The sequence below is a fragment of the Streptomyces sp. SD31 genome (assembly GCF_052068475.1).
Taxonomy (GTDB): domain Bacteria; phylum Actinomycetota; class Actinomycetes; order Streptomycetales; family Streptomycetaceae; genus Streptomyces.
Window position 1 is genome coordinate 70,410 of the sequence record NZ_JBQHCX010000003.1, and the last position, 12,518, is coordinate 82,927.

A 12,518-nucleotide genomic window follows, 5' to 3' on the forward strand; every position below is an offset into this window, starting at 1 on the left:
CCCGGTTGTTCCCCCGTGATCGGGGGCTTCGTTCTGTCCTCACCCCCTTTTCGCGGGCGCCGAGAGGCGCGATTCGCTCACCCTCGGTCACCGAGCGCGGGGGGCCCGATCTGCTCCCACCTCGCCGAACGGCCCGTGCGGCACCCTGGGGCGGGCCACACCCTCGCAGGTACGATGCCCTCGGTGCGCCCTACGGACGGCTGCTCTGCGCACCGTTGCAACTCCGGTCCGCGGGACGGCCGTTCGATCAAGGCGGTCGACGCGCGACCTGTCGGCCAACCGACGGGGGCACGGTTTGTGGGGGGACGTGATGGACTTCGGCACGCAGGGCCCCGAGGCCCCGGCCGACCTCGCTTGGCTGCGAGGCGTGGATGCCTACACGATGGGGGCGTATCCGCAGGCGGAGGAGGAGTTCCGTACCGCGGTGCGGATCGATCCCGGGATGGCCGACGGCTGGCTGGGGCTGCACGCGCTGCGCGTCGACACGACGACCGCGCTGCTGCGGATGTTCCGGCACCGGGAGCGCTTCGGGGAACAGCGCGCCCGGCACCGGCGGACGCTCAACTCCTGGTACTGGCTGGGCTGGTGGGTGCAGCCGGTCCTGGAGAGCCCGCGCGATCTGCTGCTGGCCCACGCCTCGCACTGGCTGGACGGCCGGCACGTCCCGGAGCTGGATCGCGCGCTCGCCGGGCTCCCGCCCGTGGACACCGACCACCAGGTCCGCTTCCTGCATGCCTGCCGCGCCTACCTGGTCAAGGACTGGGAGCAGCTCGTCCGGCACACCGACCCGCTGCTCGACGACCCGATGCTCGGCATCGAGGCCGGCCTGTTCGGCGGTATGGCGCGGGTACGGCTGGAGACGTACGGGCAGGCCGAGCCGCTGTTGTCGGCCGCGCTGATGCGCTGCCGCAGCGAGCAGCCGCAGCGCAAGGAGCTGCGGTACTGGCTGGCCCGGGCGCATGAGGGCACCGGCCGGTCCGCGGCCGCCCTCCCGCTCTACCGTGCCGTGCACCGTGTCGACCCCGCCTTCATGGACACCTCGGCCCGGCTCGCGGCGATCGCCGAGGGCGACGGCTACGACGACACCGCCGACCTCGCGGCGATCACTCTCACCGGGGTCGGACAGGACGTGGCCGAAGGGCCCGACGGGCTCGACCCGCTCTTCGGCATCGAGGGACGGGACCTGAGACTGCCCGACCCCGACCTGCCGCCGGCCGTTCCGCTGCCGTCGGTGGCGGATCCGGCGGTGCGCGAGAAGACGGCCGTACCGCAGCCGCCGATCCCCGCCGGGCCCACCGACCCCGGGTTACTCGACGAGGCGCTCGCCGAGCTCGAGCGCATGGTGGGGCTGGAGCCCGTCAAACGCCAGGTCAAGGCGCTGTCCGCCCAGTTGAACATGGCCCGGCTGCGCACCGGGCAGGGCCTGCCGGTGCAGCCGCCCAAACGGCACTTCGTCTTCTCCGGCCCCTCCGGCACCGGCAAGACCACGGTCGCCCGCATCCTGGGCCGTGTCTTCTACGCCCTCGGGCTCCTCGGCGGCGACCATCTCGTGGAGGCCCAGCGAGCCGATCTGGTCGGCGAATACCTGGGCCAGACGGCCGTGAAGGCCAACGAACTCATCGACTCCGCGCTCGGCGGTGTCCTGTTCGTGGACGAGGCGTACTCCCTGTCGAACTCCGGCTACGGCAAGGGCGACGCCTACGGCGACGAGGCCCTCCAGGTGCTGCTGAAGCGGGCGGAGGACAACCGGGATCACCTGGTGGTGATCCTGGCCGGCTATCCGGAGGGCATGGACCGACTGCTGGCCGCCAATCCGGGACTGTCGTCGCGCTTCACGACCCGGGTCGACTTCCCCTCCTACCGCCCCCTCGAACTCACCTCGATCGGCGAGGTGCTCGCCGCGGAGAACGGGGACGTGTGGGACGAGGAGGCACTGGACGAGCTGCGGTCCATCGCCGGGCATGTGGTCGACCAGGGGTGGATCGACGAGTTGGGCAACGGGCGGTTCCTGCGGACGCTGTACGAGAAGAGCTGTGCGTACCGGGATCTGCGGTTGACGACCTATCCGGGGGCGTTGACGAGGGACGACCTGTCGACGCTCCGGTTGCCGGATCTGATGCAGGCGTACGGGGAAGTGCTGTCGGGGCGGGGGCCGCAGGATCCGTCGGCCATGTGACGGACGTGGGCTGTGCCCGGTGCCGTGGTTGCTGCCGCGGTGAGGGCGCTCGCCCGCGCTTGCGGGGTGCCGCCCGCTTCGGGTCGGGAGCCGCCCCAGCGGCACGGCTGCCCACCGGCTGCGCGCATGCGTGGCCGCCTCCGGTCACCCCGCGGCAGCACGATGCCCGCAGGGCATGCACGGGTGGATGCCGTCAGGTAGCTGTCACCCCGGTCACACGATCCCCGCAAGCTGCGCGACACAGGTGTTTCCACCGACCTCCACCCGCCAGCACCTCCACCCGCAGGCAGGGCGGATGCAGGGCCCGCCCGACCGGTACCGCACCAGCACACGGCCCCCCCAGGCAGCAGGGGATGCAAGCACCGCCGAGCAGGCGCGCCCCTGCGGCACGACTGTCGAGGGGCAGCGCGTCTCAGCCGGCCGATGTCCTTCCGGCTCCCCACTCCTCAGGGGCGGCGTCCCTCAGCCGGCCATGGCCTCCTCCGGCTCCCCGCTGCTCAGCCGCGGTCCCGTGACCCGTACCTCCGGCAGCTCGCGGTGCGCCGGGTCGCGTACCTCGCCGACCAGTAGCTCCAGTACGTCCTCCAGTGCGACGAGGCCGAGGACCTTGCCGGAGGCGTCGGCCACCTGGGCGAGGTGGGTCGCGGCGCGGCGCATCACCGTCAGGGCGTCGTCCAGGGGCAGTTCCGAGCGCAGTGTCGTCATCGGGTGCCACACCTGCTGGGGCACCGCGCGTTGCGACTCCTCCAGATCCAGTACGTCCTTCACATGCAGGTAGCCCATGAAGGCGCCGTTCTCCGCCGCCACCGGGAAACGGGAGTACCCGGTGCGGGCGGTGAGCGCGACGATCTGGCCGGGGGTGACCGACGGGCTGACCGTGACGAGGGACTCGCGCTTGAGGAGCACGTCCGTCACGGGGCGGGAGCCCAGTTCCAGCGCGTCCTCCAAACGTTCCTGCTCCTCGGGATCGAGCAGGCCGGCCTGACCGGAGTCCTCGACGAGGCGGTTGAGCTGCTCGCTGGTGAACACCGCCTCGACCTCGTCCTTCGGCTCGACGCGGAACAGCCGCAGGATGGCCTGCGCGACCGCGCCGAGGGCCACGGTGATCGGCCGGCAGAAGCGGGCGAAGTAGACCAGGCCCGGGCTGAGCCAGAGCGCGACCTTCTCCGGCGCCGCCATCGCCAGGTTCTTCGGCAGCATCTCGCCGATGACCAGGTGGAAGAAGACCACGGCGGCGAGCGCGATGACATAGGTGAGCGGGTGGATCATGCCGTGCGGCAGATGGATCCACTCGAACACCGGCTCCAGCAGATGCGCCACCGTCGGTTCGGCGACCGCGCCTAGGGTCAGCGAGCAGACGGTGATGCCGAACTGGGCCGCCGCCATCATCTGCGGCAGCCGCTCCAGGCCGTACAGGACCTGGCGGGCCCGTGCCGTGCCCAGCGGTTCGATCTGGCTGCGGCGGACGGAGACGAGGGCGAACTCGGCGCCGACGAAGAAGCCGTTGGCGAGCACGAGCAGCGCGGCGAAGAGGAGTTGGAGCACGCTCATCGGGCGACCTCCACCACGGACCCCGTCCGGACCAGCCGGACGCGCTCGGCGCGGTAGTGGCCGACCCGGCGCACCGACAGCCGCCAGCCCGGCAGTTCCGCCTTGTCCCCGACGGCCGGGATACGCCCGAGCAGGTCGGCGACGAGTCCGGCGACGGTCTCGTACGGCCCCTCGGGCACATCGAGTCCTATGCGCTGGAGGATGTCGACGCGGCAGCTGCCGTCGGCGTCCCAGGCGGGCCGGCCGTCCTCCGGCGGGGCGGCGGCGAGTTCCGGCAGGTCCTGACCGTCGTGCTCGTCGCGGACCTCGCCGACGATCTCCTCGACGATGTCCTCCAGCGTGACCACCCCGGCCGTACCGCCGTACTCGTCGACGACGACCGCGATGGGCTGCTCGCTGCGCAGCTGGGCGAGGAGGGGCTGGACCGGCAGGGTCTCGGGGACCAGCAGCGCCGGGCGGGCGATACGGCCGACCGGGGTACGCAGGCGTTCACTCGAACGGATCGCCAGCGCGTCCTTCAGATGGGCCATGCCCACGATCTCGTCGATCTTCTCCCGGTAGACCGGGAAGCGAGACAGGCCCGTGGCACGGGTCAGGTTCACCACGTCCTCGGCGGTCGCCGACGACTGCAGCGCGCTGACCTTCACGCGCGGGGTCATCACGTGCTGCGCGGTGAGTTCGCCGAGGGACAGGGTCCGTACGAAGAGGTCGGCGGTGTCCTGTTCCAGGGCGCCGGCCTGGGCGGAGTGGCGGGCCAGGGAGACGAGTTCGCCGGGGGTGCGGGCGGAGGCCAGCTCCTCGGCGGGCTCGATGCCCAGCGCGCGCACGAGTCGGTTGGCGACGGAGTTGAGCCCGGCGATCACTGGGCGGAACAGCCGCGCGAACACGTGCTGCGGGCCGGCGACGAAGCGCGCGACCTGCATCGGCCGGGACACCGCCCAGTTCTTGGGCACGAGCTCGCCGATCACCATCTGCACGGCCGAGGCCAGCAGCATGCCGACGACCACGGCCACGCCGGACACCGCGCCCTCGGGGACGCCGATCGCCGTGAACGGGCCGCCCAGCAGCTCGGCGAGCGCCGGTTCGGCGAGCATGCCGACGACGAGGGAGGTGATGGTGATGCCGAGCTGGGTGCCGGAGAGCTGGAAGGACAGCTCCTTCAGCGACTCGGCGACCCTGCGGGCCCGTCGGTCGCCCTCGGCGGCGGCCTTCTCGGCGTCCGTCGCCTCGACGGTGACCAGGCCGAATTCGGCGGCCACGAAGAAGCCGTTGGCGAGAATCAGGAGGAACGCGGCTGCCAGAAGCAGCAAGGGGGTGCTCATGATGCCGCCGCCCCGGTATGTCGGGAGGGGGCGGCGCAGGTACTACAGGACGATCCGTCCATCGCTGGAGGGAATCACTCCTCGGGTAGCAGGGGGCCTCTGAAGTCCGGATGGAACATCAGGGGCGGAGGCGCCAGAAAACGCCTCCGCCAACAGATTAATCAAGACATGGGGATTTACGGCAGGGTGAACGTCCCGGAGTCAGCCCCGATGGCCCTCGGACTCAGCCCTGATGCTCCTCGGGGTCCTTGATGGCACGGGCCTCGACGAGCGCCCGCAGAGCGCGCGCGTCGGCGATGGCACGCTGCTTGGCGATGCCCGGCTGGATGCCGAGCGCGGGCAGGCTGGTGCCGTCGCTGAGGTTGAGGAACACCCAGGGATCACCCGGGCGGAGGTTCACCTGGACGATCTCGGCCCACTCCAGACGGCGCCTTCCGGCGATGTTCACCACGGTGACGCCGGACTCTTCGGCGACGACCTTGACGCGCGCCAGCATGGCCAGCACGCCGAACATGAGCGCGCCGGTGAAGATGAAGCTGAGGCGTTCGCCCGGGCCGAGCTTCTCCAGCAGCAACGCGACCGCCGTGATGACGACGAAGATCGCGGCGCCGGCCGTGAGCAGGACGGCCCGGGTACGGCCCGGCCGGAAGGTGACGGGCAGGGTGGGCAGTTCGGAGGACATCGGTGTACGGCCCCTCGGGTCAGAGGCGGCAGGCGTGGATGGCCGTCGTCAGGATGGCCCGTGCGCCGATGTCGTACAGGTCGTCCATGATGCGCTGGGCCTCCTTGGCCGGAACCATGGCCCGGACGGCGACCCAGCCCTCGTTGTGGAGGGGGGAGACGGTCGGGGACTCCAGGCCCGGCGTGAGGGCGACGGCCTTCTCGAGCTGCTCGACGCGGCAGTCGTAGTCCATCATCACGTACGTCCGCGCGACCAGGACGCCCTGCAGGCGGCGCAGGAACTGCTGCACCTTGGGCTCCTCGCCGTCCGCGCCGGTGCGGCGGATGACGACGGCCTCGGACTTCATGATCGGCTCACCGAAGACCTCCAGGCCCGCGTTGCGCAGGCTGGTGCCGGTCTCGACGACATCCGCGATGATCTCGGCGACGCCCAGCTCGATGGCGGTCTCGACGGCACCGTCGAGGTGGACGACGGAGGCGTCGATGCCGCTGTCGGCGAGGTGCTTGGCGACGATGCCCTCGTAGGAGGTGGCGACCGTCTTGCCCGACAGGTCCTCGACGCCCTTCGCCACGCCCGGCTTGGAGGCGAAGCGGAAGGTGGAGCGGGCGAAGCCCAGCGGCAGGATCTCCTCGGCGTTGGCGCCGGAGTCGATCAGCAGGTCACGGCCGGTGATGCCGATGTCGAGCTGGCCGGAGGAGACGTAGATCGCGATGTCGCGGGGGCGGAGGTAGAAGAACTCGACGTCGTTGACCGGGTCGACGATCCGCAGTTCCTTGGACTCGCGGCGCTGCTGGTAGCCGGCCTCATGCAGCATCTCCGCCGCAGGGCCGGACAGTGAACCCTTGTTGGGGACGGCGATGCGCAGCATGAGGTCGGCTTCCTTCGTTCGCTCTTATATGGGGGTGCGGGTGCTGGTACTCAGAGGTGGGCGTACACGTCGTCCAGGGAGATGCCGCGGGCGACCATCATCACCTGGACGTGGTACAGCAGCTGCGAGATCTCCTCGGCGGCCGCGTCCTTGCCCTCGTACTCGGCGGCCATCCAGACCTCGGCGGCCTCCTCGACGACCTTCTTGCCGATGGCATGGACGCCCTTGCCGACCAGTTCGGCGGTGCGGGAAGTGGCTGGGTCGCCGTGGGCGGCCTTCTGCTGGAGCTCGGTGAAGAGCTCCTCGAACGTCTTCTTGGACATGGTGGCGCCCACTCTACTGTTGTGCCGGCCGACCTATCGCCACGGCTCAGATACTGAACGCAGCGTGGCCGCGGTCGCCACGGCCGCCGTCACCGCCTCGTGTCCCTTGTCCTCGCTGGAGCCCTCGATGCCCGCCCGGTCCAGGGCCTGTTCCTCGGTGTCGCAGGTCAGCACGCCGAAGCCGACGGGGACGCCGGTCTCGACCGAGACCTGGGTCAGGCCCTGGGTCACGCCCTGGCACACGTACTCGAAGTGCGGGGTGCCGCCTCGGATGACGACACCGAGGGCGACGATCGCGTCGTAGCCACGGCCCGCGAGGACCTTGGCGACCACCGGGAGTTCCCAGCTGCCGGGGACCCGGAGCAGGGTCGGCTCGTCGATCCCCAGGTCGTGCAGGGCGCGCAGGGCGCCGTTGACCAGACCATCCATCACCTTGTCGTGCCACTGCGCCGCGATGACCGCGACCCGAAGGTCGCCCACATTGCGTACGGACAGCTCCGGTGCGCCCTTGCCGCTCACGTTCTTGTGTCTCCTCGTAGTGCTACTGGTTGTTGCAGGTGGACACGGGTGCCGTGTCCAGCCAGGGCAGGTCGTGTCCCATCCGGTCCCGCTTGGTGCGCAGGTAGTGGAGGTTGTGCTCGCCCGCCTGTATGGGCATCGGCTCGCGTTCGGTGACCTTGATGCCGTGCCGGACGAGGGCGTCGCTCTTGTCGGGGTTGTTGGTCATCAGGCGGACGCTCGTGATGCCCAGGTCCGCCAGGATCTGCGCGCCGGCGCCGTAGTCGCGGGCGTCGGCGGGCAGGCCGAGTTCGAGGTTGGCGTCGAGGGTGTCGCGGCCGTTCTCCTGGAGTTCGTACGCGCGCAGCTTGGAGAGCAGGCCGATGCCGCGCCCCTCGTGTCCGCGCAGGTAGACCACCACTCCCCTGCCCTCGGCCTGGATGCGCTGCAGGGAGGCGTCCAGCTGAGGGCCGCAGTCGCAGCGCAGGGAGCTGAACACGTCCCCGGTGAGGCACTCGGAGTGGACGCGGACCAGGACGTCCGCGCCGTCGCCGATCTCGCCGTGCACGAGGGCGACGTGCTCGACGCCGTCGACGGTGGAGCGGTAGCCGTACGCCGTGAAGGTGCCGTGAGCGGTGGGCAGCCGGGTCTCGGCCTCACGGCGGACGGTGGGCTCGGCGCTGCGGCGGTAGGCGATGAGGTCCTCGATGGAGATGATCGTCAGGCCGTGCTTGCGGGCGAACGGGATCAGCTCGGGCAGCCGCAGCATCTCGCCGTCCTCACCGGCGATCTCGACGATGGCGCCGGCCGGGCGCAGCCCCGCCAGGCGGGCGAGGTCGACGGCCGCCTCGGTGTGGCCGTTGCGCACGAGGACGCCGCCGGACCTGGCCCGCAGCGGGAAGATGTGGCCGGGGCGGACGAGGTCCGACGGCTCCGCGCTGCCGCTCGCGAGAAGCTGCAGGGTGGTCGCCCGGTCGGAGGCCGAGATACCCGTGGTCACACCGTGCGCGGCGGAGGCGTCCACGGACACCGTGAACGCGGTCTTCATCGACTCGGTGTTGTCGTCGACCATCTGCTGCAGTCCCAGCCGGTCGAGTTCCTCGGGCTCCATGGGGGCGCAGATCAGGCCGCGGCACTCGCTCATCATGAACGCGACGATCTCGGGCGTCGCGTGTTCGGCGGCGATGACGAGGTCGCCCTCGTTCTCGCGGTCCTCGTCGTCGACGACCACGACGGGGCGGCCCGCGGCGATGTCGGCGATGGCCCGCTCGATCGGGTCGAGAGTGAGGTCCTCGAAGCCGTCGGTGCTGTACAGGATCGGTGCCGTGGTCATGCCGGCGCTCCTTCCAGGACGGGCCGCGCGTCCTCGCGGGAGCGCAGCCACCAGTCGCGCATGCCCCACAGGACGAGTGCGCCGTAGATGACGTAGACGAAGCCGGAGAAGGCGTAGCCGTTGGCGAAGTTGAGGGGCACGCCGACCAGGTCGACGAGCAGCCAGGCGAACCAGAACTCGACCATGCCGCGCGCCTGGGCGTACATGGCGACGATGGTGCCGACGAATATGTAGGCGTCGGGCCAGGGGTCCCAGGACAGGGTCGGGTACGCCTTGAAGAGCAGCGCCACCGCGACGGTGCCGGCGGCGGCCGCTGCGATCATCGCGCCGCGCTCGCGCCAGGTGGCGAACCGTACGGTGATGTGGCCGTCCTCCGTCCGGCCCTTGCCGCGCTGCCACTGCCACCAGCCGTACAGCGCGACGAGCATGACGACCGCCTGCTTGCCCGCGCTGCCGGTGAGGTGGCCGAAGAAGGCGCCGAAGAGAATCAGGCCGGCCAGGAACTGTACGGGCCAGGTCCATATGGAGCGCCGCCAGCCGAGGGCGAGGGCGGCCAGGCCGAAGAGGTTGCCGATCATGTCCGACCAGAGGATGTGCTGGCCGAACAGGGCGAAGGCCTCGGAATTCAGCGAGTTCACTTGGCCGTCGCCCCTTCGGAGGAGAGCCGGTCGCCCAGCATCCGCTCGACGTACTTGGCGATGACGTCGACCTCGAGGTTGACCGGGTCGCCGGGCTGCTTCAGGCCGAGCGTGGTCAGGTCGAGGGTGGTCGGGATGAGGCTGACGGTGAAGTAGTCGGGCCCGGCGTCGACGACGGTGAGGCTGATGCCGTCGACGGTGATGGAGCCCTTCTCGACGACGTACCGGGACAGGTCCGCGGGGAGTGAGATCTTCACGATCTCCCAGTGCTCGGACGGCTTGCGCTCCAGCACCTGGCCGGTGCCGTCGACGTGCCCCTGCACGATGTGTCCGCCGAGGCGGGCGCCCACGGCGGTGGGGCGTTCGAGGTTGACGCGCGAGCCGACGGTGAGGGCACCCAGGCTGGAGCGGTCGAGCGTCTCCGCCATGACGTCGGCGGTGAACTCGTCGCCCTCGTGGTCGACGACCGTGAGGCAGACGCCGTTCACGGCGATGGAATCGCCGTGCTTCGCACCCTCGGTGACAACGGGGCCGCGCAGTCGGAAGCGACAGGCGTCGTCGAGGCTCTCGACAGCCGTGACGTGGCCCAGCTCTTCGACGATTCCGGTGAACACTTCCCGGGTCCTCCTGCCTCATTCGGGCACGGACTCCGGGGCTGTCGATGACGACAGAATGTACGAGCAGGAACACCGAGGGCGACGCCGAACAGAGCTCGCCACGGGGGCGAACCAATACGGCGGCGCGCACGAATGCCCGCCCGCCGCGCACTGCCTCCCATCCGGACTTTAACCGTCGGTCCAGGAATTTCACCTGGTCAACCGGCCGCTGGAGGCGACCGGGTCGCGGACTGTAACCGCCGGTTCGGACTTTCACCGACCCCGGAGTGCGCTGCTTCTGGTACAGGGCCAGTGTGCCACGCCTGATCGGTGTCCATGCGGGCGAGTGCTGTGGGGTGCCTCACAGGCTGCATGGCTGGATTTCTTCGACCCGGGATTGGTCCATACCTATTGACGCACTGGTCTAGTCCTCTCTAGGGTCGGCGCAACTTCCGCGGACAGGAACGACGTTGGGGTTCGGGAGACCTCGGCGTCCGCAGACTCCGCGCAGACGACCCGGCGGCGGTGACGACGGCCCTTGCCCGCCGCCGGGTCTCCCAAGTCCCCGTTCCTGGTGGTTCCGGCGGTTCTGGCAGGGTGAACGGCATGACCACCGCGACAGCCGACGAGTTCGAGACCCACCGGCCCCGGCTGTTCGGCCTGGCCTATCGGATGCTGGGCTCCGCCGAGGAGGCCGAGGACACCGTCCAGGACGCCTATCTGCGTTTCAGCGGCGCCGACCGTGCGCGGATCGAGCATCCGGCGGCCTGGCTCGCCAAGGTCGTCACCAACCTCTGTCTCACCCGGCTGACTTCGGCCAGGGCCCGGCGCGAGCAGTACGTCGGGCCCTGGCTGCCGGAACCGGTGATCACCTCGGACGGCACACTCGGACCGCTGGAATCCGCCGAGCAGCGCGACGCCGTGTCCATGGCGATGCTGGTGCTGCTGGAGCGGCTCACACCGACCGAGCGGGCCGTGTACGTCCTCCGGGAGGCGTTCGCGTACGGCCACCGGGAGATCGCCGAGGTGCTGGATCTGACGGAGGCCAACTGCCGTCAGCTGTACCGGCGGGCGGTGCAGCGGGTGGGTGAGGCGCGGTCGCGGTTCGAGCCGGCCCCCGAGCGACAGGAGGAGCTCGTCGCGTCCTTTGTGGCCGCGGCCCGGGACGGTGATCTGGCCCGGCTGGAGAAGCTGCTGGCGGCCGACGTGATCTGGTCGAGCGACGGCGGTGGCAAGGTCTCGGCGGCCCGGCGGCCGGTCGAGGGCCGGGAGAAGGTGTCCCGCTTCCTGGTGGGCCTGGTCGAGCGGTTCATGGAGGGCGTGCACTTCACGACGGCCGAGATCAACGGCGAGCCGGCGGTGGCCGCCTGGGCGGGCGACACGCTCCTCGGCGTGGTCGCGCTCGAACTGGGCGACGGTCTCGTCGTGCACGCCCGAGCCGTGGTGAACCCGGACAAGCTGGCGTTCGCGGGCCGTCAGCTGACCGGGGCGTAGAACACCCCCGAGGCCGGCTGTCACATTCCGCACCAGGTATTCGGTCCCAGCTGACGAGGGGTACTCCACCCAGGAGCGCCCGGCGTCCGAAGGAGCTGAACAGCATGACCACGATCCTGGTGACCGGCGGCACCGGAACGCTCGGCCGGCTCGTCACCGAGCGACTGCGCGCGGACGGGCACGAGGTGCGGGTGCTGAGCCGGCACGCCCAGCCGTACGCCGTCGATCTCCGCAAGGGCGGCCCCGGCCTGGACGCGGCGGTGGCGGGCGTGGACACGATCGTCCACTGCGCGTCCTCGCCGGGTGGTGGTGACGAGGAGGCGGCGGCGCATCTGATCGCGGCGGCGCGCAGGGCGGGTGTACGGCACCTGGTCTACATCTCGATCGTCGGCATCGACCGGGTGCCGTTCGGCTACTACCGGACCAAGCTCGCCGTGGAGAGGCTGGTCGAGGAGTCGGGGCTCGGCCGTGCTGCGGGCGACGCAGTTCCACGACCTGCTGGTACGGCTGTTCGGGATCCTGTCCAAGGCGCCCGTCATGCTCCTACCGGCCGGCGTGAAGGACCAGCCCGTGGAGGTGGCGGAGGTCGCGGACCGCCTCGCCGAACTGGCCCTCGTGGCCCCGGCGGGGCGGGTCGCCGACATGGGCGGTCCCGAGGTACGGACCCTCGATTCACTGGCGCGCGCCTACCTCAAGGCGACGGGACGGAAGCGGGCCGTGGTGAACGTGCCGCTGTGGGGGAAGGGGTACCGGGGGTTCCGCGCGGGCGGGCATCTGACGCCGGGGCGGGGGGTGGGTAAGGGGACGTTCGAGGAGTATGTGGGGCGGGTCGGGGGGCGGGGGCGCTGACCGGCGCTCCCAAGGGGTTTGGGTGGACTGGCGGTTGGCCAGGGTGGGTGGGCGTGGGCGGCGCCTGATCGGCGGTCCGGGGCGGGATTGAGCGGCGCCTGAGGGCGGTCCAGGGGCGGGCAGGCTCTGAACGGCACTTCCCGGGCAGGGCCTCGGCCTGGCTTCCAACGGCAGCGGTGACTGCCCGG

The 12,518-nt window shown here is 70.7% G+C and carries 11 protein-coding genes, 1 pseudogene and 1 riboswitch; of the genes and pseudogenes, 3 read left to right on the top strand and 9 right to left on the bottom strand.

What is annotated here, in order from left to right:
- The first annotated feature begins 310 nt into the window (after positions 1-310).
- Entirely contained in the window at positions 311-2,176 is a 1,866-nt protein-coding gene (locus ACTMVF_RS07685) for an AAA family ATPase (protein WP_441270194.1), read from the top strand.
- Positions 2,177-2,638: 462 nt separating this feature from the next.
- Here ACTMVF_RS07685 and ACTMVF_RS07690 read toward each other — a convergent pair whose 3' ends face one another.
- The 9 genes from ACTMVF_RS07690 to ACTMVF_RS07730 form a co-directional block, all read right to left on the bottom strand.
- The gene (locus ACTMVF_RS07690; protein WP_441270195.1) at positions 2,639-3,727 is read right to left on the bottom strand and encodes a hemolysin family protein; all 1,089 of its coding nucleotides are present in this window, start codon (positions 3,725-3,727) and stop codon (positions 2,639-2,641) included.
- Positions 3,724-5,049 carry a hemolysin family protein gene (locus ACTMVF_RS07695; RefSeq protein WP_441270196.1) on the bottom strand — a complete coding sequence of 442 codons (1,326 nt, stop codon included), beginning with the start codon at positions 5,047-5,049 and terminating at the stop codon, positions 3,724-3,726. The genes ACTMVF_RS07690 and ACTMVF_RS07695 overlap by 4 nt, the downstream gene beginning before the upstream one ends.
- Positions 5,050-5,272: 223 nt before the next feature.
- Complete coding sequence (locus tag ACTMVF_RS07700; RefSeq protein WP_441270197.1) at positions 5,273-5,731, bottom strand: PH domain-containing protein; 459 nt, start codon at positions 5,729-5,731, stop codon at positions 5,273-5,275.
- 19 nt (positions 5,732-5,750) lie between these two features.
- The gene (gene hisG, locus ACTMVF_RS07705) at positions 5,751-6,599 is read right to left on the bottom strand and encodes an ATP phosphoribosyltransferase (protein WP_441270198.1); all 849 of its coding nucleotides are present in this window, start codon (positions 6,597-6,599) and stop codon (positions 5,751-5,753) included.
- A gap of 50 nt (positions 6,600-6,649) precedes the next feature.
- Positions 6,650-6,922 carry a phosphoribosyl-ATP diphosphatase gene (locus ACTMVF_RS07710; RefSeq protein ID WP_055709012.1) on the bottom strand — a complete coding sequence of 91 codons (273 nt, stop codon included), beginning with the start codon at positions 6,920-6,922 and terminating at the stop codon, positions 6,650-6,652.
- Between the two features lie 33 nt (positions 6,923-6,955).
- Positions 6,956-7,441 carry a 6,7-dimethyl-8-ribityllumazine synthase gene (gene ribH, locus ACTMVF_RS07715; RefSeq protein WP_403337243.1) on the bottom strand — a complete coding sequence of 162 codons (486 nt, stop codon included), beginning with the start codon at positions 7,439-7,441 and terminating at the stop codon, positions 6,956-6,958.
- Positions 7,442-7,463: 22 nt separating this feature from the next.
- Complete coding sequence (locus ACTMVF_RS07720) at positions 7,464-8,753, bottom strand: bifunctional 3,4-dihydroxy-2-butanone-4-phosphate synthase/GTP cyclohydrolase II (RefSeq protein WP_441270199.1); 1,290 nt, start codon at positions 8,751-8,753, stop codon at positions 7,464-7,466.
- Positions 8,750-9,391 (bottom strand): nicotinamide mononucleotide transporter family protein, encoded by a 642-nt coding sequence (locus tag ACTMVF_RS07725; RefSeq protein ID WP_441270200.1) that lies wholly within the window; start codon positions 9,389-9,391, stop codon positions 8,750-8,752. The genes ACTMVF_RS07720 and ACTMVF_RS07725 overlap by 4 nt, the downstream gene beginning before the upstream one ends.
- Entirely contained in the window at positions 9,388-10,005 is a 618-nt protein-coding gene (locus ACTMVF_RS07730) for a riboflavin synthase (RefSeq protein WP_441270201.1), read from the bottom strand. The genes ACTMVF_RS07725 and ACTMVF_RS07730 overlap by 4 nt, the downstream gene beginning before the upstream one ends.
- Positions 10,006-10,151: 146 nt before the next feature.
- Positions 10,152-10,282: riboswitch (FMN riboswitch) on the bottom strand.
- Between the two features lie 311 nt (positions 10,283-10,593).
- Between ACTMVF_RS07730 and ACTMVF_RS07735 the strand changes: the two genes are divergently transcribed.
- Entirely contained in the window at positions 10,594-11,481 is an 888-nt protein-coding gene (locus ACTMVF_RS07735) for an RNA polymerase sigma-70 factor (protein ID WP_441270202.1), read from the top strand.
- 104 nt (positions 11,482-11,585) lie between these two features.
- Positions 11,586-12,330 (top strand): annotated as a pseudogene (locus tag ACTMVF_RS07740) (SDR family oxidoreductase).
- Positions 12,331-12,518 lie beyond the last annotated feature (188 nt).